Annotated in this window: 31 protein-coding genes, 1 tRNA gene and 2 pseudogenes; 10 read left to right on the top strand and 24 right to left on the bottom strand. The window is 61.4% G+C overall.

The genetic code is table 11. The annotated features are described in order from the left end of the window. Positions 1–101: 101 nt before the first annotated feature. The 7 genes from AC1D08_RS11020 to AC1D08_RS10990 form a co-directional block, all read right to left on the bottom strand. A complete protein-coding gene (locus tag AC1D08_RS11020; RefSeq protein ID WP_457155302.1) occupies positions 102–335 on the bottom strand; it encodes a hypothetical protein in 234 nt (77 codons plus the stop codon). A gap of 249 nt (positions 336–584) precedes the next feature. Continuing rightward, complete coding sequence (locus tag AC1D08_RS11015) at positions 585–1,121, bottom strand: DnaJ domain-containing protein (RefSeq protein ID WP_477301729.1); 537 nt, start codon at positions 1,119–1,121, stop codon at positions 585–587. Positions 1,122–1,909: 788 nt separating this feature from the next. Next, positions 1,910–2,260, bottom strand: a complete 351-nt coding sequence (locus tag AC1D08_RS11010; RefSeq protein WP_457155156.1) for a hypothetical protein — start codon at positions 2,258–2,260, stop codon at positions 1,910–1,912. Positions 2,261–2,392: 132 nt separating this feature from the next. Next, positions 2,393–2,542 (bottom strand): hypothetical protein, encoded by a 150-nt coding sequence (locus AC1D08_RS11005; protein ID WP_457155157.1) that lies wholly within the window; start codon positions 2,540–2,542, stop codon positions 2,393–2,395. Between the two features lie 80 nt (positions 2,543–2,622). Further along, positions 2,623–2,907: a hypothetical protein gene (locus AC1D08_RS11000; RefSeq protein WP_457155158.1), complete on the bottom strand. Its 285-nt coding sequence runs from the start codon at positions 2,905–2,907 to the stop codon at positions 2,623–2,625. Between the two features lie 31 nt (positions 2,908–2,938). Next, positions 2,939–3,082: a hypothetical protein gene (locus AC1D08_RS10995; RefSeq protein WP_477226861.1), complete on the bottom strand. Its 144-nt coding sequence runs from the start codon at positions 3,080–3,082 to the stop codon at positions 2,939–2,941. Positions 3,083–3,161: 79 nt separating this feature from the next. Then, positions 3,162–3,959: an STM3941 family protein gene (locus AC1D08_RS10990; RefSeq protein ID WP_477423113.1), complete on the bottom strand. Its 798-nt coding sequence runs from the start codon at positions 3,957–3,959 to the stop codon at positions 3,162–3,164. Positions 3,960–4,245: 286 nt separating this feature from the next. Here AC1D08_RS10990 and AC1D08_RS10985 point away from each other — a divergent pair, with 286 nt between their 5' ends. Continuing rightward, positions 4,246–5,073 carry a DUF4344 domain-containing metallopeptidase gene (locus tag AC1D08_RS10985; protein WP_477423111.1) on the top strand — a complete coding sequence of 276 codons (828 nt, stop codon included), beginning with the start codon at positions 4,246–4,248 and terminating at the stop codon, positions 5,071–5,073. Between the two features lie 210 nt (positions 5,074–5,283). On the opposite strand, the pseudogene AC1D08_RS10980 reads toward AC1D08_RS10985, so the two are convergent. The 8 genes and pseudogenes from AC1D08_RS10980 to AC1D08_RS10945 form a co-directional block, all read right to left on the bottom strand. Next, positions 5,284–5,526: pseudogene (locus AC1D08_RS10980) on the bottom strand (CbtA family protein); the annotation flags it as partial. Between the two features lie 189 nt (positions 5,527–5,715). Continuing rightward, complete coding sequence (locus tag AC1D08_RS10975; protein ID WP_477301739.1) at positions 5,716–6,090, bottom strand: CHAP domain-containing protein; 375 nt, start codon at positions 6,088–6,090, stop codon at positions 5,716–5,718. Positions 6,091–7,072: 982 nt separating this feature from the next. Then, positions 7,073–7,333, bottom strand: a complete 261-nt coding sequence (locus AC1D08_RS10970) for a hypothetical protein (RefSeq protein WP_457152613.1) — start codon at positions 7,331–7,333, stop codon at positions 7,073–7,075. Positions 7,334–7,346: 13 nt separating this feature from the next. After that, entirely contained in the window at positions 7,347–8,393 is a 1,047-nt protein-coding gene (locus AC1D08_RS10965) for an HlyD family secretion protein (protein ID WP_477423109.1), read from the bottom strand. An 11-nt stretch (positions 8,394–8,404) separates the two neighbouring features. Continuing rightward, positions 8,405–9,661 carry a glycosyltransferase family 2 protein gene (locus tag AC1D08_RS10960; RefSeq protein ID WP_457152615.1) on the bottom strand — a complete coding sequence of 419 codons (1,257 nt, stop codon included), beginning with the start codon at positions 9,659–9,661 and terminating at the stop codon, positions 8,405–8,407. 796 nt (positions 9,662–10,457) lie between these two features. Continuing rightward, positions 10,458–10,531 (bottom strand) — tRNA-Gln (locus AC1D08_RS10955). A 97-nt stretch (positions 10,532–10,628) separates the two neighbouring features. After that, positions 10,629–10,919 carry a hypothetical protein gene (locus AC1D08_RS10950; protein WP_457152616.1) on the bottom strand — a complete coding sequence of 97 codons (291 nt, stop codon included), beginning with the start codon at positions 10,917–10,919 and terminating at the stop codon, positions 10,629–10,631. A gap of 136 nt (positions 10,920–11,055) precedes the next feature. Next, the gene (locus tag AC1D08_RS10945) at positions 11,056–11,349 is read right to left on the bottom strand and encodes a hypothetical protein (protein WP_457152617.1); all 294 of its coding nucleotides are present in this window, start codon (positions 11,347–11,349) and stop codon (positions 11,056–11,058) included. Positions 11,350–11,813: 464 nt separating this feature from the next. Between AC1D08_RS10945 and AC1D08_RS10940 the strand changes: the two genes are divergently transcribed. Continuing rightward, entirely contained in the window at positions 11,814–12,890 is a 1,077-nt protein-coding gene (locus AC1D08_RS10940; protein WP_477423107.1) for a sensor histidine kinase, read from the top strand. 156 nt (positions 12,891–13,046) lie between these two features. Beyond that, positions 13,047–13,337: a hypothetical protein gene (locus AC1D08_RS10935; protein WP_477423105.1), complete on the top strand. Its 291-nt coding sequence runs from the start codon at positions 13,047–13,049 to the stop codon at positions 13,335–13,337. 21 nt (positions 13,338–13,358) lie between these two features. Here the strand turns inward: AC1D08_RS10935 and AC1D08_RS10930 are convergent, their stop codons facing one another. The 5 genes from AC1D08_RS10930 to AC1D08_RS10910 form a co-directional block, all read right to left on the bottom strand. Then, positions 13,359–13,604, bottom strand: coding sequence for a DUF982 domain-containing protein (locus AC1D08_RS10930; RefSeq protein WP_457152620.1), 246 nt, complete (start codon positions 13,602–13,604; stop codon positions 13,359–13,361). Positions 13,605–13,617: 13 nt separating this feature from the next. Beyond that, positions 13,618–13,854 carry a DUF982 domain-containing protein gene (locus AC1D08_RS10925; protein WP_095091372.1) on the bottom strand — a complete coding sequence of 79 codons (237 nt, stop codon included), beginning with the start codon at positions 13,852–13,854 and terminating at the stop codon, positions 13,618–13,620. A 126-nt stretch (positions 13,855–13,980) separates the two neighbouring features. Then, complete coding sequence (locus AC1D08_RS10920; RefSeq protein ID WP_095091373.1) at positions 13,981–14,424, bottom strand: GFA family protein; 444 nt, start codon at positions 14,422–14,424, stop codon at positions 13,981–13,983. Between the two features lie 102 nt (positions 14,425–14,526). Continuing rightward, a complete protein-coding gene (locus AC1D08_RS10915; protein ID WP_245331371.1) occupies positions 14,527–14,811 on the bottom strand; it encodes a DUF3606 domain-containing protein in 285 nt (94 codons plus the stop codon). 38 nt (positions 14,812–14,849) lie between these two features. Further along, positions 14,850–15,041 (bottom strand): hypothetical protein, encoded by a 192-nt coding sequence (locus AC1D08_RS10910; protein WP_095091787.1) that lies wholly within the window; start codon positions 15,039–15,041, stop codon positions 14,850–14,852. Positions 15,042–15,259: 218 nt separating this feature from the next. Here AC1D08_RS10910 and AC1D08_RS10905 point away from each other — a divergent pair, with 218 nt between their 5' ends. Beyond that, positions 15,260–15,718 (top strand): DoxX family protein, encoded by a 459-nt coding sequence (locus AC1D08_RS10905; protein WP_457152621.1) that lies wholly within the window; start codon positions 15,260–15,262, stop codon positions 15,716–15,718. A 97-nt stretch (positions 15,719–15,815) separates the two neighbouring features. Next, entirely contained in the window at positions 15,816–16,253 is a 438-nt protein-coding gene (locus AC1D08_RS10900) for a VOC family protein (RefSeq protein WP_457153818.1), read from the top strand. Between the two features lie 141 nt (positions 16,254–16,394). Here AC1D08_RS10900 and AC1D08_RS10895 read toward each other — a convergent pair whose 3' ends face one another. Both AC1D08_RS10895 and AC1D08_RS10890 read right to left on the bottom strand, forming a co-directional pair. Further along, the gene (locus tag AC1D08_RS10895) at positions 16,395–16,700 is read right to left on the bottom strand and encodes a hypothetical protein (protein WP_457153819.1); all 306 of its coding nucleotides are present in this window, start codon (positions 16,698–16,700) and stop codon (positions 16,395–16,397) included. A 116-nt stretch (positions 16,701–16,816) separates the two neighbouring features. Then, on the bottom strand, positions 16,817–17,086 hold the full coding sequence (locus AC1D08_RS10890) for a hypothetical protein (protein ID WP_457153820.1): 270 nt from the start codon (positions 17,084–17,086) through the stop codon (positions 16,817–16,819). Between the two features lie 507 nt (positions 17,087–17,593). Here AC1D08_RS10890 and AC1D08_RS10885 point away from each other — a divergent pair. The 4 genes and pseudogenes from AC1D08_RS10885 to AC1D08_RS10870 all read left to right on the top strand — a co-directional run. Then, a complete protein-coding gene (locus AC1D08_RS10885) occupies positions 17,594–18,088 on the top strand; it encodes a hypothetical protein (protein WP_477413251.1) in 495 nt (164 codons plus the stop codon). Then, positions 18,081–18,488 carry a hypothetical protein gene (locus AC1D08_RS10880; RefSeq protein ID WP_457153823.1) on the top strand — a complete coding sequence of 136 codons (408 nt, stop codon included), beginning with the start codon at positions 18,081–18,083 and terminating at the stop codon, positions 18,486–18,488. Before AC1D08_RS10885 ends, AC1D08_RS10880 begins: the two co-directional genes overlap by 8 nt. Then, positions 18,448–19,122, top strand: coding sequence for a terminase large subunit domain-containing protein (locus AC1D08_RS10875; protein ID WP_477423342.1), 675 nt, complete (start codon positions 18,448–18,450; stop codon positions 19,120–19,122). Before AC1D08_RS10880 ends, AC1D08_RS10875 begins: the two co-directional genes overlap by 41 nt. Before the next feature lie 211 nt (positions 19,123–19,333). Continuing rightward, positions 19,334–20,086: pseudogene (locus tag AC1D08_RS10870) on the top strand (phage terminase large subunit family protein); the annotation flags it as partial. Positions 20,087–20,347: 261 nt separating this feature from the next. Here AC1D08_RS10870 and AC1D08_RS10865 read toward each other — a convergent pair. Continuing rightward, positions 20,348–20,719, bottom strand: a complete 372-nt coding sequence (locus AC1D08_RS10865; protein WP_457153824.1) for a nuclear transport factor 2 family protein — start codon at positions 20,717–20,719, stop codon at positions 20,348–20,350. 139 nt (positions 20,720–20,858) lie between these two features. Here AC1D08_RS10865 and AC1D08_RS10860 point away from each other — a divergent pair, with 139 nt between their 5' ends. After that, on the top strand, positions 20,859–21,428 hold the full coding sequence (locus AC1D08_RS10860) for a hypothetical protein (protein ID WP_457153825.1): 570 nt from the start codon (positions 20,859–20,861) through the stop codon (positions 21,426–21,428). Positions 21,429–21,863: 435 nt separating this feature from the next. Here AC1D08_RS10860 and AC1D08_RS10855 read toward each other — a convergent pair whose 3' ends face one another. Continuing rightward, positions 21,864–22,481 (bottom strand): class I SAM-dependent methyltransferase, encoded by a 618-nt coding sequence (locus AC1D08_RS10855; protein WP_457152171.1) that lies wholly within the window; start codon positions 22,479–22,481, stop codon positions 21,864–21,866. Positions 22,482–22,738 lie beyond the last annotated feature (257 nt).

The raw sequence follows: 22,738 nt of genomic DNA, 5'->3' as shown, positions 1-22,738 counted from the left end.
CGAGTTGCTTTATTATCGATGATGCAGGTCGCCCGGTTTTGCCTTTGCTGGATTATCTTCAGGGTGGCCAAGCGGCCACGCGCTTCCGGCACCGCCTCTTTTCATTTCGTCTCGCGTGGCACGAGATAGCTGGTCACGGTGCCTTGCCCAATTCCTCGCTTGACCACGACCGTCGTATATTGCGCAGGCAGGGATGCGGTGACGTTGGGGTCGATCGACTTGCACCTTCCGACGATTGCGCCGTTGGGAGAGCTTGCCAGCCTCCGCGACAGGGAAGCCCGGCACTGGTCAAGCGATGTGTACATCGTCGACGCCGTATCGATGGGTTTGCACACGGAAGCTTCTCTCCCCGGGCTGCACGAAAGCAAAAGCATTACTGCCGCAGTTGCCGAATCCATTCGTCGAGCTCCATGTTGGATGAGCTTCAACGCGGAAGTGCGAGCTTGGTTTCGCGGTCGCTAAAAAACCGATTTGCGTTGCCTACTCGGGCGAGCTTTTGTGATGTTGCCCGCGGCCTCGGAGAAGCGCCGGATGCGCGGAGGCACTTCGGCAGCGTGGTACAGCAGCCAGGGCGAGCAGCCACTTCAGTTCGTATGGTCCAGTAGTCTGGTAGTGGGATCACGACGATGTTCGGTATGGGTGCGATCGATGCCTTCCACGGTGATCGCGAACGTCCCGTTCTCTATCCTTCCTATCCAGCCTTTGGCTTTCAGATACCAAAGATGAAATTCCAGATGTTCACGCGGGCAGTCGGCCAGGCGTTCGAGTTCTGTATCGCCAATGCCGGGATTGTTGACGTCTTGTCGGCGCTTGACATAGAGGAGCGAGAGCACTTTGGCCTGAATGACGGCATCCCGTTCTATGCCTTTGGTGTTGCTGGCTTCCTCGCTCAACCCGCGGCGAATGTTCAAATGCTCTTTATACTCGATGTCGTACTGCGCGCGCTTGACCGGATCTTTGAGCGTATTGTGGGCATCTATGATTTCACTAAAGCGAGATTCGTCCCCGGTATCCCGGTTGTCGGGATGGTAGCGCATGGCAAAATAACGAAATATCCGTTCTATCGTTTCCGAGTTGGCGTTCGGACTGATTTCCAAAAGTTCATAGTAATCAACGAACAAATCGGTGCTCCCACGACATCGTTGTCAGGCAATGCATTGGTCTTAATAAGACAAAGGGCCTGGCCGCGAAAGAGTTGCGATCACAGGCCCTTGTCGTCGGGTTCATTTCGAAGAGTGCGCCTGTTACCGCACTGTCGCAAGCTGGACCATGGTCCGTGGACCTGAGATGGTAAATGCAGCGTCAAAATGCCTGACATAACCAGTCAGCGGCGGCGCGAGCCTTGTTTAGATGCCGCGATCGCCAGCCAAAGCGCGTCGCATTTGAACGTATTCAGGCGACGCGTTTGGGTCTCTGTGTTGTGCATTTCGTTTATCCCAAAACCGGGCCACTTTTGGGCACATGCACTAGCCGCGCGGTCTAGCCTTCGGCCCTGGCCTGCTTTCCGACGGGTTTGCGGTCAATCTGGCGGATCGCCTGTCTCTCAGCCACAAGGTTGTCTTTTTTCTTGCCAGCAGCTCATCGCGATCGCCTTCCGCGCCATGCTTCGCGGCAATCGCATAGTCGGCCCTGTTCGTTCGATAATCGTCCTTTTGCACAGACATTGCTTCCTCCCGTGCAGCGGGCGTTTTTCCCCTTGGCCCGCGCAGGACTAGCTAAATGCCGGTGCACCGCGCGAGTCTACAAATTGGGGATTGTATTAAAATGATACAGGCCGCCGTCGCGCCTGCCTCTCGTTGTTTTTGATGGCGTCTGCCTGGCTCGGTGCCCCCTTGGAGCCTGCAAGATGGAGCCTGCAAGCAAACCTGGACGCGAGCCACTCCGACAAATCCAACCCGCCGTGAACGGCTCAGTCCACGATGATCTGTCCCTCGACATCTCCGTCGATGCTCATCCCACTCATGCGGTGATGCCAAAAGAGGCACCGGGCCGAATGATGGACAAATGTGCCGTGGTCGTCCCGCGTCGCGTACTCAATCCTTGCTTCACGGGCGGCGAAATCTTCTTCGGCATGCAGGAGCCGATAGCCGTCAAATAGGCGAACAGACCTGACTGTCCTGACTGCCGAAGCGGTCCTGAGTGCCGACATCATCCTGATGGCCGAATCGCACGACGGCATCATGCCCCAGCGCTCGCCATCGGCGTGTGCAGACAGAGCGGCCGTTGCTGCCAATAGCTCTGCCAGGCAAACGCGCTTCATCGCCTCGCCTTTCGCCAGCCCACTGCCAGCGCTTCATGCCATCGCTTCGTGAGGTGCTTTCGCCAACGGTCAGCCTGATTGGCGCCGGATGATGGTGGGCCTTGCCCAAGTTCCCTTGAGAGCTTGCGATTTTTACGCGGTCTGAATCTGTTCGGGAGGCGTCCCGCCCGACATTGCAATCAACCGTGCACCGGCAAAGGCGGCCAGAATTGTGAACACCGCAGTGACGTTTAGGAACGCAAGAACGATCCCGCTCTGGTCATAGCAACTGGCGAATTCCATGACATTTCACCCCTTGAAACCACCCTGCATGATGACTCCAGTTCAGGCGAAAAACAAGCTACCGCTAATGGAGGAGTGGCTCAGTCTGAAATAACCGGAATGATCAGCACGCCGAGGACTTCGATGAGGGGGATTACCACGTAGATAGCAACGAAGCCGGCAATCCACATCCCGATCTTGACCAGCCAGGACGAATGAAGGGTCGCCTTCCAAGCGAAAAATGCGCTCGCGACGCCCAAACCCAATGCGAGAATGCCAATGACCGGAGACCGCGTCATTGGCAGCATTAGGTCACCAAAAAGTAGAAAGATCGCGCTAATGAAGATTAGCTGGGCCGCGAGCCCAAATAGAAACGCGCGTTTCACGCGGCCCTCCCGGTGCTACCTTTTATCGGCATCAGGCGACGGCTTTCGCTTGTAAGGGCCGCAGCCCCAGCTTCGGCGCAACTGCATTCATCTTCTCGCAAATATCGTCAATTGACCAGAGTGTAGCGGAAACGCCAGCGGCCATTGCTGGCGTCATCTTCAGCGTCTTGTGCATTTTCCTTCGCCCGGCGTAGGCGAGCGGACAGAGGGCACGCGCTGGTAGGGGCCCTGGTCACCTGGCCGCAATCGCGGCGCTAGCGTACTCGCCAGCCGAACACAAGCCGGTAGGCGATTGCCGACGCTATGGCCCCTATTTGTGCGTCGAGGGCGAGCGTGCCGATCGGGTTCGGCCACGGGGCAAGCGCATACTGCAGACACCCTACAGCAAATGCGACAAGCGCCCCCAGGATGATCGCTTGCTTGAAGGAAATAATGACGTGTCCGGGGGCCTTCCCGAGAGGCATTCCCGCTGGCCGATCTGAAGGCAAATTTCCGGCCGTTGAAAGAATGGCAGAGTGAGCCCCGGCCACCGCGCTCACCGGGTCGGCTTCGTTGCTCAGTGCCTGCTGCCGATAGGTGTTAAGGACTTCGACCATCTTCTCAGTCGATAGCGGCCATCCCGAACCGGACAGGCCAAGCTCCATCCCAGGCCTCCGGTTCAACGGCGACTTGGCGCCAAGTTCGAAGCGAAAGCCGATCGACTTGTAGCGGTTCTGCTCCCGGACGTGAAAGCCTTGAATGTCCCGCCATGCAATCTTCAACGGAGATCGAACAAAGCCGCCGCCGATCGCAAAGCCACTCCCGTCAAGGATCAAAGCACGCGGGCGGATGAACGATAATGCGCCGCCCAGCGCAGCCAGTCCGAAGAAGACTATGGCAACCCATCCCACAACTTCGTACTTGACCGCGACCAGGCCAGATTGACCGGCGAAGTCGCGGACCATATGAACTCCCATCCAAACGAAGGCGATGCCTCCGAGGAGATAGAAAAGGCTCTTGGCGCGTGACCCTCTTATGGTCCGAGGCTCGACTGGTTCGGTCGCGTCCTGCATGATTTCCCCCGAAGGCCGCCGCTGACGCCAGCAAGCTGACATTCGAGAATAAATCTCTGCCCATTCGGCCGCTCTTAACAGTGACCTACTTTCCCTCGTCCAGGATCAGCGCGATGATTAGCGCGTCATCTGATCAGTAACAGATTGTGCGTGGGTGTGAGAAAACGACAGCATTTGTCGGCCGCGACTGCATCAGGCAGGCACGGCAGAGGTTGTCCAGACACAAGGGCAGGGCTGCCACTGCGCAGACGTCAGACAATGCCGCGATGGCATAGAGGAGAACGTGATGAGAGTGATCTTGCTGTTGCTTATCACCTGGGCGGTAGTCGCGCCGGACACCTTGACGACAGCACTTGCCGCTCAAGCCAACCGGGTGACCGTGAGCTATGTGCTTCCCAAGAATTCAGCGCATCAGCCGATCTACGAACAACTGAAGGAAGTCAGGTTTCTGGAGAGGTTGCAGCAATTTCTCAGTCCGTTCCGACTGCCGCGCCCTTTGCTGGTAAAGGTGGAGGGATGCGACGGTGACGCCAATGCCTGGTATGAAGACAACGTGATAACGATTTGCTACGAGTACATTGAGCAACTCCGGAAAACCATGCCCGCAAACACCACGTTGGCCGGCGTCACGCCGGACGACGCCGTCACGGGTCCCTTGTTGGATACCTGTTTCCATGAATTTGGCCACGCCCTATTCGAGATGCTGCGGGTGCCGGTGTTTGGACGCGAGGAAGACGCCGCTGATCAGGTGTCTGCCTACATCACGCTGGAACTCCATAAGGACGAGGCACGCAGGATCGTCGGGGGCACCGCCTACGCGTATAAGACCGAGGCGGAGGCCGCGACAGCTCCACCTCAAATGGCGAAATTTGCGGACGTACATGGCACGCCAGCGCAACGCTTCTACAACGAGTTGTGCTTAGCCTATGGTGCCGACAAGGAGCAGTTCGGCTACATCGTCGATAAGGGATACTTGCCGAAGGAACGAGCCGAGGATTGCGCAGACGAATACCAACAGGTCAGTTATGCGTACAAGAAGCTGATCGAGCCACATGTCGACCGTCATCGTGCTAAAAAGGTGTTCGACAAGGGTTGGCTACGGGCGAGTGGATAGTGGCGGTGTCGTGCCGGTCATGCGGCCCGAACGCCTTATAGATAAGCCGGCCGCGCACGTTTCGAAGATCCGTGTGCCCCGACTTGCCGGTTGCGAATCGCTAAACTCGCTATGCGCCTCGGCGGTTGCGATAGGCAAAAGCCAAGGCTAAACGGCCAAAAAGAAAATGGCCGCCAGGGCACGAAACCTTGGCGGCCACCGCATGGGATTTCAAGCGCGCGCGAGGCGGGCTTGGCTGGCGGCCGCGAGTTTCCGCTCAGCCACGACGCCGAACAAGAGCCCGATCACCGTCCACAGGATGAGCTGGATCCCCATCGACGCGACGCGGAACTGCCACAACAGCACGGCCGAGAACTTCTCCGGCACCTCGTTGATGTCGGGCAGCGCCACCTTGACCAGCGCAAACACGATCAGGAAAGCGATACCGGCTATGATCGAGGCGTTCCACGCTCCGAGCTGCTTCCATAGGCGCTAGGCCGCGCGGAGTGCTTTGGCGGTCTAGGCAGCGGCATTTCTCATTGGCGTTTCAGCCATGTGGATTTCGGACATCCTGTTCGAGATGATCGTCCGGAAGTTCAGGCCCGCGGCTGAAGACTGAGGCCTCTCATTCGCGGCACTTCAAACCACGCCATCGGCGTGCTCTCAGGGGTGACGGTAGATTTTATATTTAGGCTTTATTTGGCGATAAGCCCGATTTGGGTAAAGGCTTTCATTTTGTATGAAATCGGAAACCCATATTCTACCGTCATAGATAGCCATGTGTCCGGAAAGATGCCCATCTATTCCCTGTATAACTACAACGTCTCCAGCAATTGGCATGGTTGTATTTGTCTCAACAAATCCAGCGTTTGTTAGATTCCGTCCGTAATCTTTCGCGTCACCAGTTGGAACCAACGTTATGCCGCCGCTTTCAATTGCCTCCCTTACAGATCTTGCACAATGACCTTTGCCATGACTTCCGCCAGCACCAGCATGTCCTCGCGCAAAGGAAATAGCCCTATTTTTATCCCAAGGCATAATAATGCTCCCGGCGTGAGCGGCATGAGCCTAGGGCAATTTACCCCAATACCGGCCCCTTGAAAATCGGACACCGCGCAGGGCGGCGGCCTTCGCTTATCGCCGCCGCGCTGAGCGTCATCCCTCGTTTGCTGAGCGTCATCCCTCGTTTGTAGTTCGCAACCAACCCCACCGCCGCTCGTTGATCCGATGCTGGTTGATCCCAGCACTCCATAAGACCCTAGCCCGCTGCCTCGTGGTGGCGGGCTTTTTTGTGCGCGAGGCTGGAACCCGTTGCAGAAAGTGGAAGTTCTGATTCTGCTCGGCAGTCACTCCCCGAGCAGCCACACAAGCTCCCGCCATCGTTATCCGGTGGCGGGCCTTTTCCCCTAGCGGTGCGTCGCTCGCCGACACTCTGGCCGCTCGCGAAACGATGTACGTCAATTGCGGTCACCCGATGTGCTGCAAGTCGACAAAGCTCGATATCCAGTTGCTGATCGACAGGCTCGGGCCTGATCATGGGTCAATGCATTGGGATCTGGTCGGGCGCTTTGGCTGCTCGGATTGCAAGGCAGAGGGTCGCGGCCGCAGCCCGGTGTTCTTCACGTGCATTCCCGACTACGCCGGCCAGCAGCAGGCACGGAACCGCGACTGGAAACCGACTTTCGAGAGCAGCTAGGATCATCTCTGATGGAAGTTGGCCGACGCCTATTGGGCGGGGGGCTTTGGGGTAACAGGCGCCGGCCAGAGACGGGCTCGAAAGTCCGCCCCGCCTTCAGGTAGGGTAAGACGGTCCGTTCTCGCATGGTGTGACCGCGTAGGTTAGGGCCTTGCCGTCAACCGAGGACCACCAACAGGTCGATCACAATGGCTTTCACAACAGGACCGATGATCCACCGCTATCGCGTCAGCCTGGGCTTCCCCAGTCCCCCGATGTTCGGCGAGGGTATCCTATGCGGATGCGATACTTAAGGCTCTTGCAGATTCGGAGGGGCCTCATGCGTCACAGCGGAGCCTTGCCCGCCGAAGACACGACCATCTCTTTGTGGCACCGGCTGCATAGCGCGCTTGTTCCGACAATCTCGCAGGCATAATCGCCCGATAGGATGAGGCGTCGGCATTTTGGGCAGCCGTAGCCACCGGCTGATGGCACAAAATCGTATTCCGGGCCAACATACGCGCACATCATATGATGGAACACCGGGAACAGCTTGAGGGCGCCACCACAAGCGGGGCACTGCGACTGGTCGGTTTCAATTTGCATCAGGTGTTGCCGTTCAGTCGAGTCGCAGCATCTGGATCAACCACTTAGCGATTCGGGCGGTGAAGTGGGTGTAATACATGTGAACGTAAACCGTTGAGCTGAGCGGCGGCGGGGTCACGCCATTGTTGAAGCGGACTCTCGCAATCTGGGTAGCCTGTCGGTCGCCGCCGAACTGCGGCTGCCGGCCAGCGTAAATATCCGAGACCGGCAGAATGTCGATTATCGTCCCAGGAATTCGACGGTTGCCGAACAACACCTGGACCTGATCGTCTATCGTGGGATTGGCCAGACGCTCGTTGGGAACGTACCAGTCGACGAAGATGTCCGTCGGATCGAGGATCTCGGCGATCGGCGCGCCCGCCACCAGGGACTGGCCGGCATACGCGACATTGGTTGAGACCACCCCCGCGACCGGCGCCAGGACTTCGCCGCCTGCGAAACTGCCCTCGATGGCATCCATGTGACCGCGAATCTTCTGGTTGAATTTGTCTAGGTCGGTAAGCTGAACAGTGGCCTCGGCGATTTCCGCTTCTTGCGAAACCACGGTCCTGAGGGCTTGCGCTCGCTCGCGGTACATGTCGACGCGATAACTGAGGCTGGCGGACGACATCTCCTCGATGTGTGCGATGGTTTCCTCGGTGAGCCGTAGATAGGAGCGCGAGGACGCCAGCGATTCCTGTGCCACCCGGAGTTTGACCCGTAGCTCGGCTCGGCGAACCGCGATGTCCGCCAGAGCGTTCATGTAGGTTGCGATGACGCTGTCGACCTGTGGCGAGTTGACCGTACCTATCACTTGACCGGCCTTGACCGTAGCTCCGGGCACCACGTTCATGGTCTTGATCTGTACGATATGGGGCAGTGAGACCACATAGCGGGGAGCTGTTACGGTGCCGGGTCCGCTCAGCAACACCAAGGGCGCGCCGAAATAGACGACGAAGAACGCAAGGATGCCAAATACGGTAGCGCCATATGCGAACCGCACAAGGCGCCCGGCCGCGCGCCGGCGGCTCTCGATCGGGTCAGGCACATTGGGATCGAGGCGGTTGATCGTTATGTTCATGACACCCTCCTTCAAACGGGGCCTCCGAACAGCGCACGACGGACGCGCGGTGGAACAAAGTCGTCATGCCGCGATGTGGCAAAGATGATCTCCGACGAATAGGAGAAGAAGCGGGCGCATTTCAGGTAGACACCTTGGTAGAATGGAAAGATCAGCGCCAAGCCCAGCCCAAAAAAACTGGCCGATCGGTTAAACATAACCAAGGCGAGCGCCATGTTGAAAAATGATAACCAGAGCAGCAGGACATAGATTGCGACGAGGAACGTAAACGCTTGGCTGCCGAACAGCAGCACCACATAGGCCAGATAGAACGGAAGGCTCAGGGTCGGGACGAGGTCGAATATGATGAAGTCCAGCCGTTGCAACGAGTCCCTCAGGCGCTCGCGGCCTTGGAACAAGCCTAGCTCGCGATACATCATCAGACGGACACGCAGCGCATCACGATCCCATCGGGCGCGTTGGCGCAACAGGCTGACGCCACTGACCGGACCGAGCGTTCCGGCCCAGGCGTTGGGGACGAAGCGAACCACATAACCCAGCCGTCGCAGCCGCAGCGTGAATTCCAGATCCTCACCAGGTCCGACGTCGAGTCCGCCCTGCCGCAGGAATACCTCGCGCCGATAGGTCGAGCAGGCGCCCGAAAGGCACGCGATGGCGCCGACGATGTCGAGCACGGACCGCCCAGCGCTAATCGACATCAGGTACTCGATGCTTTGAAGGCCGGTCCAAAGCGATTCGCTCTCGTTGACAATCCCAATGTTGCAGCTCGCGCCACCCACCCGCGGATCGCTGAACACCGAGGCGAGCCGCTCGACCGCGGTGGATTCGAAAATCGTGTCCGCATCAACGGTCATGAGTAGGTCAGCGCTTGCGAACCTGGCTGCGGCGTTGATCGCCGCGCTTCGACCGCAGCGAGTACCATGGCAAATCACCATGTCGACAAGGCCAAGAGCGCGCGCCTGCTCCGCGGTCGCGCGCGTATCGTCTGTCGAACCGTCGTCGACGATGATGATTTGGACCGGCCGTTGGGTCTGGCGATGCAACGAGGCGATTGTCGGATGCAGTCCAGCCCCGCCGTTGAACGTCGGCACTATCACACTCACCGAAGGATGGTCGGAGCGCACTGGGCCGTACTGCGACTTCCGCCATGTTCCGAACAGAACCAATGACACCAGCGACAAGGTGTAGCGCGGTATGTCGAAGATCAACGCCGAAAAGGCAAGCAAGAACAGATTGGTTTCGGACAGCGTTTGCACCATCGCGAGCATGCTGGCCATCTCCCGAAATGTAACTTGGTAGCTAAGCACGAAAGCGCTGAAACCACGACTATCGGCGCTTGGATTCATCGGGCTTGCTTAATGGACCACGAAGCGCACCCTTCCAGTCGCCGGCTGCTGCCGGGCTACATTGTCGGTGTTGCCCTTGCTGGCTGGAGGCGCTGGCGCTTACGTACGTGGTGGCCGCAAGGACGCGCCACGCCAGCGTTTAGCGCAAAACGAGAGGAACCGATCCGAAGACCGTCGTTTGCGTAACATTCAGAAAATGGATTCTGTGGGTTGCTTTTCGGGTCTCTTGTCGGGACCGCAGATTGCGGATTGACCTCAAGTTATTGAAAGTCTGGTACGCCCAACGGGAATCGAACCCCTGGTACCGCCGTGAAAGGGCAGCCCGTCCACGCACCAAGGAGCGACTGGTGGATAGGGCCTAATCCAGATGCCAGACCAAGCAGAAGATGCTCCTACCCCAGGAAGGGATGAATCCGCTGTTGGCCGAACTTACTCAGCCCATCAAGGCCGCCAAGGCCGGACTACCGAAAGCTCGCGAAAAGGTGACGCAAAACGACGTCCCAACTCAACGGCACGCTCTCGGACGCCTGATCGTTTTGCGAAAGCATGCCAAAAACCTCATTGACGCGAGAGACCGCTAGCGAAGACAGGACCATTAAGCATGTTTGTGCTATCAAAAACCGCTCCGGCGATCCCAAAAGCGGCTTCCTGCGGCGTTGCTTATTGGGTTTCTTATCGGTACCGCCGCCACGAATTTTGTCTAAGTCGTTGATTTTCTTGGTTCCCGCTCATGGGCTCGAACCACGATTCACGCCTTCAAAGGGCGCTGTCCTACCATTAGACGAAGCGGGAAAATGCAACCTGCGCCGACACCCCTAGCCGGTTCGCGCGCCGGGATCAACGCGATCCTCTTGTGATCGGCCACTGGCGGTCGGCAAAGCCGTCGCCGTCACGGGAGACGGCCAACCGGCTCGGCGCACCTGTGGACCGGGCAGCGACCGTCACGGGTCGGGACATAGGCCGACGTCGGAGCGTCGGGCCAGTCGCATTCGTTGCCGAACTGCCTGACATAGCGGTCATAGGTGTTGGGGCCGGTGGTCAGCACCACGGCGCGGCGGCTCTGGATCAGTTGTTGGAGCTGTTGGCAGCTCATTGTGCGGGTGTCGGGCCGGGCCTCGGTGAGACCGGTCGCGGCAAGCAGCATCGCTACAGTCGTCAAGGCAGTTCGATGGATGGGCATGGTGGTTACCTCAGCGGTTCACGTACCAAGCAAACGTGTCACGCAAAACTCGCATCCCCGCCAGCGGTTCGGCAACAGCGCGATCCTATCTTAGTCGAGTAACTGGCGATCGGCAATTGGCGGCAAGCCGTCGCCGTCAATCCGGGAGATCGCCGATCGCCTGGTCGCAGCGGTAGACCGGGCAACTGCCGTCACGGGTCGGGACATAAGCCGACGTCGGCACCTCCGGCCAGTCGCATTCGATGCCGAATTGCCTGACATAGCGGTCATAGGTGTTGGGGCCGGTGGTCAGCACCACGGCGCGGCGGCTCTGGATCAGCTGCTGAAGCTCCTGGCAGCCCATCGTGCGGGTGTCGGGCCGGGCCTCGGCGAGGCTGGTTGCGGCAAGCAGCATGGCCGCTGTCGTCAAAGCAATTCGGCGGGTGAGCATGGCGTACCTCAGCGTTTCACGTACCAAGCAAACGTGTCACCCGAAACTCGCATCCCTTCCAGCGGTTCCGCAACAGTCAGTTGGCCATTTTTTGCGGCGCAACCAAATGCCGCGTCGCGCATTGCTGGGGATGGACGGCAGGAAGCCCTACGAGACCCCGCAATGGCCACCCGGAGACGAGGATCGCGAAGCCATGTGTTGTTCCTTTTGCGGCGGCCGCGACCACCGCTACGAGGATTGTCCGCAACGGGATCCCGACGCCGATCCTCCGCTTGACGCCCCGGACGACGCCGCCCCCGAACCGAACTGATTGCGAAGCTTTTGGTCCGCGCACTTCGGTGGCTGTCGCCGCCGGCCAAGGAATGTCGCGCGTCGATTGCAACCAAACCCGCCACCACGCATTGCTGGGCATGGGGTGGAATGTTGTCACGCCGTGAGGGCGACGTGACGGGGGAAGGTGGGCAATGACAGAATTGGCAAGCATCAACGGTCCGCTCGACCCTCCCGCCGACGCACGGCTGGCGGCTATCGTCGATTCATCCTTCGACGCCATCATCAGCAAGGATCTGAACAGCATCATCACCAGCTGGAATGGGGCGGCGCAGCGCATGTTCGGTTACACCGCCGAGGAGGCTGTCGGCAAATCGGTGCTGATGCTCATTCCCGATCACCTCAGGGATGAAGAGGTCGACATCATCAGCCGGGTTCGCAATGGCCAACTCGTCGCCAGCTATGAGACGATCCGGCGCCGCAAGGATGGCGGGTTCATTGCCGTATCGCTGACCGTCTCGCCGATCAGAAACGCAACGGGCGAGATCATCGGCGCCTCGAAGATCGCCCGCGACATCACCGCGACCAAGGAGAGCGAGCGCCGGATCAGGCTGCTACTGAGGGAGGTGAACCATCGCGTCAAGAACCAGTTCGCGGTGATCCTCTCGATGGTCAGGGAGACAAGCAAGCGCTCGACCGATCCGCGCGAGTTCGAAGAGCTCATCCGATCCCGCATCATGGCGCTATCGCGGTCGCACGACCTGCTGGTCAACTCGGAATGGGCGGGTGCCAGCCTCTTCGACCTCATCCAGGAGCAGCTCAAGCCGTTCGGCCACGAGGCACAGGTATCGCTGTCGGGACCGCTGCTGACCTTGCAGCCGAACGCCGTGCAAAATCTCGGCATGGCATTTCACGAGCTTGGCACCAACTCTTCCAAATATGGCGCGCTGGCGGTCGATGCCGGGAGGCTCGAGATCACCTGGCAGATCGCCGCCGGTGCTTCGGGCAAGCGGGAAATCCATCTCGTCTGGGACGAAACGATGCCGGTGCCTGAAGGCGACCGGCCAGGGGGACGGCAAGACGAAGCCACGCGCAAGGGCTTTGGCACGGTCGTCCTGCAGCGGGTCGCGCCGCAATCGCTGAACGGCTCGGCGGTCCTGGAGCGCAACCCGGGTCGTGTCAGCTGGTCGCTGACGGCGCCGGTGGAATCGATCGTCGTTCCGCAGCTCGGCGCCGAAATGGCTGCCGCGGAGTCGTCTTTCGACCTGTGAGGGTCCGGCCCGGTCGGTTCACCTAACCTTTGGGGCGCTGCATCGGCTTGAACTCAACCCGGCTTCGCCGACGGCCAACCTTTTCCATCGACAGGCGTTGTCCCCGTGAAGGGAAGGGTCGCCGCGAGCGGCCGTGACGGGAACAAGGAGGCCGAGATGAGAATCCTCGCCATCGTGCCATTCATCCTGCTGGCGCTGTCGGCAGCGGCGCAAACGGGCCAGCAGCAGGACCCTGGGTCGCATGCCGACAAATGCCGGGTCCAGACCGAACAAGGCGCAAAACAGCAGCCTGGCAGCGACAATCTGACGGACACGCTCAATGACTGCGGCGGGGTGCTGAAACCGCCGGCCACCGGCGATCAGGGGATGGCCACGCCGGCCCCCGATGAAGGCAAGACACCGGTCATCAAGCCGGGCGAAGTGCCGGCCCAGCCGCCGGCACAGTAGGAGGCACGGCAGCCGAAAGGATTAGCGAACCAGCACGCCGGCCTGGTTGCACAGGGCAACGAAAGCTTCGTGCGCCTGGGCGGCACCCGCCTTGTTTTCCAGCGCCGCTTCGACCTGCTCGCGCGCGGCCTGATAGAACGGGCCGCGCTCGGCCTGCGGCCAGTCGATCAGGATTTCGCTGGCATCCTTCAGCGTGGTGATGTCGCGGATCGTGTCCGAGCCATGCGGCCTGATCCGCATCGGTGTCGACAGCATCGGCTCGGCCATTCCTGTTTTCCCGCTAATGGAGGAGTTTTGCTTCGCGCGCGGCGTCGACCATTGCCCGCATCGCCTTTTCCGGCGGCGTCCAGCCATCCAGTGCATCGCGGCAGCTGCGCAATGCCGCCCGGTAGCGCCGGCCCTGGCCCGCCGGCCAGTCGCCGAGGCATTCGAGGCTTTCCCAGGCACTGCGCACCACGCGCTCGCGCCCGGGGCTAAATTTCAGTCTGATCGGATGGGGAAACATCTTGTCGTTCAACGGTCGTCTCCTTGACTGGTGCATGCCGTCCGAAAGTGCGCGGAGGTTTCGGGACGACATGCACAAAACGAGGCGCCGGTTAACGTCGGCAACAGGGCAGGGTTCCCTGCCTTCGAGATCAAAATTTCAGTCGCCCGCAACGGCGTCCGACAAGGGCCTCGGCGGCGGCAATTCAGCGGCGTTCGCCGTTGGCCGGTCATGCTCGAACTGCTCGGTGCCGGGCAAGGCATGCAGCCATGTCTCGCGCCGGCTGGTCCACAACTCGTATTCGGGCATGAGATCGGTCGGCGCGATGTCGAGGCTGCCGATCATCACCTCGGCCTCGTTGTCGTCGACCCAGGCAACACGACCGCCGCAAGTCGGGCAAAAGCTTCGCGTGCCATAGGAACTGACGATGCCCGTCGTCTCGAAGGCCTCGCGCGGCCAGATGGCATAGGCCGAATAGACCGAGCCGCTGGCCTTGCGGCAGTCCTTGCAATGGCAGAGCCCGATTCTGAGCGGCGCGCCGTGGACCTCGAACTGCACGCCGCCGCACAGGCAACTGCCGGTCCTGCGTATGGTGTCGGACATGATGCGACCTCCATCTTGTCAGTCTGCTGCGGGGCCGGGCGGGACAGGAGATCGTCCCAGATGTTTCGTCCAGGACAAAGCCCCATCCCGATCCCATTGGACCTAGCCGCGGGCCGCCATATGGGCGTCGAGCTTCTTGCGCGACGGCCCATAGCGCTTGATGATGGTTTGCGCCTCGCTTGGCGGAATGCCGTATTTCCGGGCAAAGGCGGCGACCTCGTAAGGCTCCTCGCTCGAAACCAGCTTGCGGTCCTGCTTCGTCTTCGACTTGTCGTCAGCCATTTCAGGCCTCGCTTTCTGTTGCCGTGGAAACGCGCAGCCGTCGGCGCCCGATTCCACGATCAACAGGACATAACACAGATCGGCCGTCGCGAGTTCCAAGGCCACGACAATATCGCCGTGCCGCCGGCCTTGCCGCTATGGCATCAGGCGGGCGTGAGGCGCTTGGCGGCGAGATACATCAGCGCCGACGCGGCCTGTCCGCGCTCCCAGCCGGCGGCCTCGACCTTGTTGAGCAGCGCGTCGAGATGCGGGACGAGCATCTCCCTGCATTCCTGTTCATAGGCGGCGCTCGTCACCGGATGTTGCGGCGCAGCGATGGTCAATGCCTTGGCCATGTCCTGTTCCCCGTTTGAGTGCGGCGCCATCATAACATCAGCCGGCAAAGTGAAATCGGTTTTGCCGCAACAGTGGATTCAACGGGTTAGAGGTGTCTTGGCGCCGGGGCACGGCGCCTGCATCGGGGATTCCCACAAAAAATCTGGCTGATGTGTCGGATTTGGCGCCGGTCGCCCGTCCTTGGGCCGGAGCCCATTGCAATCCTGGAGAAAAGACCATGTCGTCGCAAATCATTCAGTCGCAAACCACTCAGTCGCAAAGCATTCAGGCACCGTGGCAGACCGCGGCACTTCTCATCGCCCGCCTGATCTTCGCCGGCGTCTTCCTGATGGCCGTGACCTTCAAGTTCATGGGTATGGGCGACACCGCCGGCTATATCGCTGCCGCCGGCTTTCCGTTTCCGCTGTTCCTGGCCTGGTGCGCGGCGCTGCTGGAAGCCGCGCTCGTGCTGTGCTTGCTGACCGGCGCCTTCTTCACGCCGGCGGCCCTGGTCGCCGCCGCCTATGTGCTGTTCCTCGGCTTTTCCTTCCACGGACCCAGCCACTGGGCCGGCAACCAGGCCGAGTTCGGCTTCTTCATCGACCATTTTTCGTTCATGGCCGGACTGCTGTTCGCGGCGGTGCATGGCCCGGGCAGGGTGCTCTCGCTGAATCCAGGATGGCCGGGCCGGGCGTAGGCGCAGGAGCCCGTCGCTAGCCCCGGATCAACCATTTGCTCACCTGGCAAGCAGTTTATGAGTTTACGGCCTGGACGAAACCCTTGGAGATGGACACATGGCGCTCAAACGGATGGACAATGTAGGGATCGTCGTCGATGACCTCGGTCAGACGATTGATTTCTTTCGCGAGCTCGGCCTCGAGCTCGAAGGGCGGGCCACGATCGAAGGAGAATGGGCCGGACGTGTCACTGGACTGGGCGATCAGCGCGTCGAGATTGCCATGATGCGCACACCGGATGGCCACGGCCGGCTCGAGCTATCCCGCTTCCTCGCGCCACCTGTCGTCGCGGATCACCGCAACGCCCCGGTCAACGCTCTGGGCTACCTCCGCGTCATGTTCACCGTGGACGACATCGACGAGACGCTTGAAAGGCTCCGCAATCGCGGCGCGCAGCTCGTCGGCGAAGTGGTCCAGTACAAGGACGTGTATCGGCTCTGCTACATCCGCGGGCCTGAAGGGCTGCTCATCGGACTCGCCCAAGAACTCGGCTGAGCGCAATACGACGACAATGACGAAGGGCGACCAGGGGTCAGAGAGCGCGTTCAGGCATTCCCGTGGTCTCCGCTACGCCTTGCCGGGAGCCAGGCCCAGGCGCGCGACCATCCCGCAGCGGCAAGCCCGCGTTGGCGTCCTTCATATCTGGTCGTTGTAGGGCTCCTTGATCTGGCCGACCATGCGGGCGAGCTTTGAAAAGGAGGGCATGTCCGCCTCCGGCTGGCATTGATTGGCCAGTTCCAGCAGCCGTATCGGAAAGCTGACGGCGTCGCGGCTTGACGCGGACATGCCTTCGGACCGCTCCTGGCTGATTTCGCCGGCCTCGGCCTTGCGCAAGGCCAGGTCTATTTCCTCCGCCGTCAGCACCCCCTTTTGGACCAGGAGGTGGTTGATCGACGCGACGGCCATCAGCAGGCCTTCGAGTTGCAGATTGGCGACGTTCATGGCGATTGCTCCCGTGGCTATGATCGAAAACGCGCCAGCGGCGTTTCCGCTCCGGCGGTGAGGGCAGGGCGTAGTCGAGGTCGCAAAAGATCACAGAGCTGGCTGCCTGGAAATGCCTATTCCTGCGTCAGGCGCTCGCCATATTCGCGCCACAGCGCTTTCACGTCCAGACCCCCGAGGCGGGGGATCGAGGGATCTGCCGCGGCGATGGCGACGGCACTGATGTCGTATTGGGGGTAGGCGTGGGCGACGAAGCGGATCGCCTCGCCGAGCGAGCGCACGCGGATGATCGGGTCCGCCTGTCCCTGACCGGTGCTTCGCACACCCGAAACCGTGGCCGGCGCATGCCGCACCCTGAAGACGGATGCCATGGTTGGTCTGTCCATCGCCCTCTCCTACAAGGCCGTACGACGCGAATCATTCCATGAGCTTCAGCTAACGGTCTCACAGATGTCGGCTTATGAAAAGTCGACACGAAAGTCTGGCCTTGCCGCCCGCTCGCATGCCGATCGGGTTGTCCGGTGAGGGCATGCTATTGATTTGGGTATGGTGTTGATTTGCGCCAACGACCTCCAGACCCGCCGCGCCGGTGGGTTTTTTGTTTTTCGGCTGCCCTTCAGCGATGCGCGGGAGCTTGGTTGGCGGGCGTCGAAAAAGGGCTTATAGGAATTTTTTCTCAGAAAATCGTTGACTGGGTGAGGGCAGCTATGCTACATATTTGTCCATGGTGCTGATTTGCGCCAACGACCCGCCGCCGAGGCGGGTTTTTTGTTTCTGGCGTCTGTCTATCGATGCGCCCTTGAAAACCACTTGAACGTTGGCAGGACAGAGGGGGGCGTGACGGAACGCCATCCTTTGCCCGACGACCCTTCGCAATATCCACGAGAACTCCCATGCGCCGCTACGCCACCATCATCACCGACGATGACGGCCGCGAGGTCGTCAGCGCCATTGGCGCGTTCGAGGGGGCGGCGCCGCAGCCGCGTCTCGGGCTCATCGAACAGGTCGCGCCCGGCGTGCTGATCGGCATGGTGCGCGGCGGTCCGGTCGATGCGGCCGGCGGCTTCGGCTTTGGCCTGGGATCGCTGGGTGGCAGCGACCTGGCGATCGGGGCGGCACGGCTGATGAAGCGGCTGCGCCTTGCCGGCCACTCTGGTGCGGCGGGTTCCGGCGTGGCGAGCTCCAAAGCGGCAACACCAGCCGGCGCGACAGAGACGGAGGCTGGTCCGGCCAAGCCGGCTCGGGCAGCCGGCAAGCCGCGCAAGCGCCTCGCCCGTTCAAAATCCAAAGTGGCGAAATCGAGGGTAAAAAGAACCGCTCGATCAAAATCCACGGTGGCGAAATCCAGGACGGCCGCTGCAAAGACCACAGGGGGCGAGCATGGCTGACAAGCCGCCGCCGGCTCGCCGGGCGCCGAAGCGCCGGACCGCGACGCCAGCCACCAAGCCCGCTGCCAGGCGTCGGCCGAAGCGCGGGAAAAGGACGCTGGGGGATGATTTCCTGGCGGCCGTGCGCGCCGATTTCCGGACGCATGGCGCCGGGGTCATTGCCGAGGTGCGTGCCGACAAGCCCGACCAATATCTGAAGATCGTGCTTTCGGTGCTGCCCAAGGATTTGCCAAAGGGTCTGCATGTTTCCATCAACCAACTGGACGGCTTAAGCGATGACGAGATCCGCAGCCGTATCCGCGGCCTCGAAGCCGCCCTCAAGCCGTTCCTCGAAGACCTCGGCGGCGAAGACGGAATATCTGGCGCTGCTGGCGGAACTGGACCGCAGGCGCCGCACTAACCAGCTTGCCGCCTACCGGCCCTATGCCAGGCAAGCCGAGTTCCATGCCGCGGGCGCGCAGAACCGCGAACGGCTGTTCATGGCCGGCAACCAGCTTGGCAAGACCAGGGCCGGCGGCGCCGAATGGGCCATGCATCTGACTGGGCGCTACCCCTCGTGGTGGCAAGGCAAGGTCTTTGCCGGCGCGGTCCGGCTGTGGGCGGCTGGCGTGACCGGCGAGGGTACGCGCGACAACCCGCAGCGCGTGCTAGTCGGCCCGCCGCAGCAGCAGACGGCCTGGGGCACCGGCATGATCCCTGCCGACGCTATTGTGCACACCATCATGGGACGCGGCGCGCCGGGCGCGCTCGACAGCGTCGTGGTGCGCTGGGGCGGCGGCGGTGACGTGCAGGCCGATGAATCGGTGCTGTCGTTCAAGAGCTTCGAAAAGGGCCGCGAGAAATGGCAGGGCGAGACGCTGCACGGCGTCTGGTTCGACGAGGAACCGCCGCTCGACATCTATTCCGAAGGCCTGACCCGCACCAACGCCACCGGCGGCATCACCATCGTCACCTTCACCCCGCTGCTCGGCATGTCGGATGTGGTGCTGTTTTTTTTGTCGGCGGAAGAGGTTGAGGGAATGGGGAAGGGGTGAGGACGCAGGACTTCCCTTCTCCCCCTGTGGGAGAAGGTGGCCGAGCGAAGCTCGGTCGGATGAGGGGTGTTCCAGCTGGGCAGTGAAGGCATTTCTTCCAGCACCCCTCAACCGTCTCGGCGCTGCGCGCCGATCCACCTTCTCCCACAAGGGGAGAAGGAGAGAACCGCCGCGCCTAGCCCGAAAATCGCGCCTTAAGGAGTTCGCCATGAGCCGCCACGTCACCTTCATGACCATCGACGATGCCGAGCATTATTCAGCCCAAGAGCGCGCGGCGATCGTTGCCGCCTATCCGGCGCATGAGCGGGAGGCGCGTGCTCGCGGCATTCCGGTGCTGGGCTCCGGCCGCATCTTTCCGGTGGCTGAGGAAATGATCGCCTGCGCGCCGTTCCGGCTGCCGCGCTACTGGCCGCGCATCGGGGCGCTGGATTTCGGCTGGGACCATCCGTCGGCCGCGGTCGAACTTGCCTGGGATACCGAGGCCGACGTCGTCTATGTCGCGAAAGCCTGCCGCGCTTCGCAGCAGACTCCCGCGATGCAGACGCTGACCCTGAAACCATGGGGCGACTGGCTGCCCTTTGCGTGGCCGCGCGATGGCCGCCGCGAAACGCTGGAAGGGGCGGGCGTAGCGCTTGCCCGGCAATATGCCGCGCACGGGCTGAACATGCTGACCCGCCACGCGCAATTCCCCGACGGTTCTGTCTCGGTCGAGGCCGGGCTGATGGAGATGCTCGACCGCATGCAATCCGGCCGCTTCAAGGTGTTCTCGACGCTTGCGCCCTGGTTCGAGGAATTTCGGCTTTATCATCGCAGGGACGGCCAGGTTGTAAAACTGCGCGACGATCTGATGGCGGCGACTCGTTACGGCGTGATGATGCTGCGGGAGGCTGTGGTCGATCCGGCGGAATTCAGGAGCGCGCGGCGACAGGCGGGGCAGAGCGATCCGCTGGGGGAATTTAGGTGAGGGCGAAGTGCCACGTGCTTCGTTATCCTCGGGCTTGACCCGAGGATCCATGCCGCGACTTCCAAGCGTCGCGACGGCACAGAAATTCTGCGCCGCTGCATGCGTCGGCCGAGGTCACGGCATGGATCCCAGGGTCTCCGCGACGTCGCTTCGCTCCTGCTTCGCCCTGGGATGACGAAGTGGCGAGGCTTCGGCCGCCATGCCGTCCGTATCATTCTCGCCGCTTCGAATAGCTGCGATGTCTCGAATTGATCCCGTGGGTCACTCCACGATCTTCCAGTAGGAATCCTTGCGGATCACCTTGCCATCACGAAACGTATAGAAGTCGCAACCTTGGACTTCCTTTCTCACACCCTCGCGGGTGGTGCCTGTGAGGGTCCATTTCGAGATGCCGGTATCGGCGGCCGCATCTGCAAAATGTTGGCCGTTGCCGTAATGGACATCGGGCAAGCCTTCGAAGCGTGTCGCCAGCGCGTCTCGTACGTTGCGCTTGCCCTCGCAACGCGTGCCCCAAGGCATGCTCCCCCGCGGCATCTCCAGGACGCAATCCTCGGCAAAGAACGCCATGATGCGATCGAGATCGTGCGCGTTGAAGGCCTCGCATAGCTCCGTCAGCGTCGATCGAATGTCCATTCGCCCGTCTCCTCCAGTCGTCGGTAGCCTGCGTGTTCGATGCCCGAAGTAGGTCACTGGCGACGGGGCCGGTCAAGTGCGCGGGCCTTCGAGACTCCGCCCGAAAGCGGGAAGCGCACCCCATCGCTCTGGCCTGCCCATGACCCTCCGCATCATCCCCGCCACGCTGCGCGATCTCTCCTACATCGCCGCCAACCTGCGCGCGGAAGACCGCGCCGAGATCGACTGCCAGATTGACCAGTGGTCGCCGGCATTGCTGGCGCTGACGGCGTTGCAGGGGTTCGCCTATGTCGCCGAGCTCGACGGCAATCCGGAGGCCGGCTTTGGCGCCGCCGAACAGCGCGGCGGGCTGTGGATCGCCTGGAGCTGGGGCACGCGCCGCATGAAGCGCTGCGTGCCTGGGATCACCGTGTTCTTTCACACCGTGCTCGGGCCTCAGGTGGCTGCGCGTGGTGCGTGGCGGGTCGAGGCGCGGGCGCTGGCTGCCAATGAACTGGCGCTGCGCTGGCTTGGCCGGCTCGGGGCCACGCAACGCTGCCTGCTGCCGGGTTACGGCAGGAACGGCGAAGATTTTTTCCTCTATGACTGGACAAGGGAAGGCTGGAACCATGTGCCTGTTTCAAAAACCACCGGAACTGAAGCCGCTGCCACCGACACCGACGGCCGAGGACAAGGACGTGCAGGCGCGCGAGGCGGCGCTCAGGGCTGAGCTCGAACAACGCCAGGGAACGCTGAGCACCATCAAGACCGACCTCGCACCGGCAAGCCTCACCGGCCAGCGCCGCGTGCTTCTGGGGCTTTAGACCATGACCGCGATGAAGCGCAGTTTCAGGAAGCGCGTGCTGGCGTGGTGGTATTGGCGCCGGCATGCACGGTTGGTGAGACGGCGGGGGTGAGGGTCAGCTGATCTCCCCCCTTGCGGGGGAGATGCCCGGCAGGGCAGAGGGGGGTGGGAAGGATCGCCAACCTTCCCATATCTCACTCTCAACGAAAGTCGGTCGAAGGCAGAGTTGTGTTTGGCTGATAGGCGGGAGGGACAGCACCCCCCTCTGTCCTGCCGGACATCTCCCCCGCAAAGGGGGGAGATTGGCAGCTTCGCCGCTGCTGTCCGTCGAGAGCTGTCGCGCCCCTCGATGCTTATAGCTCACCCCTTCTTCGCGAAGGCCCAGACCATCAGCGGGTATTCCTCGTCGTTGCTGAGATCGCGCCACAGGCCGTAGGCGCGGACGGGGCCGCCGATGTGGGCCCTGGCGCAGGCCTTGTTGCCCCAGCCGTGGACCTTGACGCTGGCTTCGGAAAAACCTCCTTCGACCATCAATTGCTTGAGGCCGGCGGGGGTCCACCGGTTGTAGTCGTGCGGCCTGGCGTGGACGCGGAACAGGAAGGGTGTCGCCACCATCGCCCAGCCTCCGGACCGGGTCATGGCGTGGATGTTCTGCACCGCCGCCAGCGGCCGCCGCACATGTTCCAGCACCTGGTCGGCGATGACGATCGAATATTGCTCGTCGGTGCGGTCCTTGCAGATGTCGAAGGCGGGGAAATCGACGCAGCGGTAGTTGGGACACATCGCCCGCCAGGTGCGGTTCCAGCCGGGCGAGATCTCGATCACGTCGGCGGCTTTGCGGTTTCCGGCTTCGAGGAAGACGGTGAACGCCTCGATCTGGCGGATGCGCAGCCAGTTGCGGGAATCATAGCCAAGCAGGCGTTTGGCCACCTGTTTGCCGCGGTTTTTCAGGGTGCCGGCAAGGCTTGTCGTCGTCACATCGACCTCCTCCAAAACCCGCCGCGAGAAGAATCTTAGACTGAGAACCGCGCAAAAGAATGACATGGTGCCGAAGCTGCCAATCTCCCCCCTCGAGGGGGAGATGCCCGGCAGGGCAGAGGGGGGGTGTGAAGGAACGCCAGCCTTTGCGATTTCCTAAAAGCAAAACACCAAAATGATTGCAGGTCGGCGGGACAGCGCCCCCCTCTGTCCTGCCGGACATCTCCCCCACGAGGGGGAGATTGGCAGCTTCGGCC

The organism is Mesorhizobium sp. P2_E6 (assembly GCF_056403835.1).
Note: the sequence above shows the minus strand (reverse complement) of the source record. Positions and strands in the feature narration are given on the sequence as shown.

Bases quoted from the DNA above. Each gene is read 5' to 3' on its own strand.
- AC1D08_RS10960 (WP_457152615.1), bottom strand. From the start codon at position 9,661: ATGCTCGCGATGGTGCAAACGCTGTCCGAAACCAATCTGTTCTTGCTT.
- AC1D08_RS10945 (WP_457152617.1), bottom strand. From the start codon at position 11,349: ATGCTCACCCGCCGAATTGCTTTGACGACAGCGGCCATGCTGCTTGCC.
- AC1D08_RS10890 (WP_457153820.1), bottom strand. From the start codon at position 17,086: ATGGACAGACCAACCATGGCATCCGTCTTCAGGGTGCGGCATGCGCCG.
- AC1D08_RS10965 (WP_477423109.1), bottom strand. From the start codon at position 8,393: ATGAACATAACGATCAACCGCCTCGATCCCAATGTGCCTGACCCGATC.
- AC1D08_RS10910 (WP_095091787.1), bottom strand. From the start codon at position 15,041: ATGGCCAAGGCATTGACCATCGCTGCGCCGCAACATCCGGTGACGAGC.
- AC1D08_RS10935 (WP_477423105.1), top strand. From the start codon at position 13,047: ATGAGAATCCTCGCCATCGTGCCATTCATCCTGCTGGCGCTGTCGGCA.
- AC1D08_RS10905 (WP_457152621.1), top strand. From the start codon at position 15,260: ATGTCGTCGCAAATCATTCAGTCGCAAACCACTCAGTCGCAAAGCATT.
- AC1D08_RS10920 (WP_095091373.1), bottom strand. From the start codon at position 14,424: ATGTCCGACACCATACGCAGGACCGGCAGTTGCCTGTGCGGCGGCGTG.
- AC1D08_RS10880 (WP_457153823.1), top strand. From the start codon at position 18,081: ATGGCTGACAAGCCGCCGCCGGCTCGCCGGGCGCCGAAGCGCCGGACC.
- AC1D08_RS10975 (WP_477301739.1), bottom strand. From the start codon at position 6,090: ATGCCTTGGGATAAAAATAGGGCTATTTCCTTTGCGCGAGGACATGCT.
- AC1D08_RS10895 (WP_457153819.1), bottom strand. From the start codon at position 16,700: ATGAACGTCGCCAATCTGCAACTCGAAGGCCTGCTGATGGCCGTCGCG.
- AC1D08_RS11010 (WP_457155156.1), bottom strand. From the start codon at position 2,260: ATGAAGCGCGTTTGCCTGGCAGAGCTATTGGCAGCAACGGCCGCTCTG.
- AC1D08_RS10985 (WP_477423111.1), top strand. From the start codon at position 4,246: ATGAGAGTGATCTTGCTGTTGCTTATCACCTGGGCGGTAGTCGCGCCG.
- AC1D08_RS10930 (WP_457152620.1), bottom strand. From the start codon at position 13,604: ATGGCCGAGCCGATGCTGTCGACACCGATGCGGATCAGGCCGCATGGC.
- AC1D08_RS10860 (WP_457153825.1), top strand. From the start codon at position 20,859: ATGACCCTCCGCATCATCCCCGCCACGCTGCGCGATCTCTCCTACATC.
- AC1D08_RS10865 (WP_457153824.1), bottom strand. From the start codon at position 20,719: ATGGACATTCGATCGACGCTGACGGAGCTATGCGAGGCCTTCAACGCG.
- AC1D08_RS10885 (WP_477413251.1), top strand. From the start codon at position 17,594: ATGCGCCGCTACGCCACCATCATCACCGACGATGACGGCCGCGAGGTC.
- AC1D08_RS10995 (WP_477226861.1), bottom strand. From the start codon at position 3,082: ATGCACAAGACGCTGAAGATGACGCCAGCAATGGCCGCTGGCGTTTCC.
- AC1D08_RS10990 (WP_477423113.1), bottom strand. From the start codon at position 3,959: ATGCAGGACGCGACCGAACCAGTCGAGCCTCGGACCATAAGAGGGTCA.
- AC1D08_RS10900 (WP_457153818.1), top strand. From the start codon at position 15,816: ATGGCGCTCAAACGGATGGACAATGTAGGGATCGTCGTCGATGACCTC.
- AC1D08_RS10950 (WP_457152616.1), bottom strand. From the start codon at position 10,919: ATGCCCATCCATCGAACTGCCTTGACGACTGTAGCGATGCTGCTTGCC.
- AC1D08_RS10970 (WP_457152613.1), bottom strand. From the start codon at position 7,333: ATGCAAATTGAAACCGACCAGTCGCAGTGCCCCGCTTGTGGTGGCGCC.
- AC1D08_RS10940 (WP_477423107.1), top strand. From the start codon at position 11,814: ATGACAGAATTGGCAAGCATCAACGGTCCGCTCGACCCTCCCGCCGAC.
- AC1D08_RS11005 (WP_457155157.1), bottom strand. From the start codon at position 2,542: ATGGAATTCGCCAGTTGCTATGACCAGAGCGGGATCGTTCTTGCGTTC.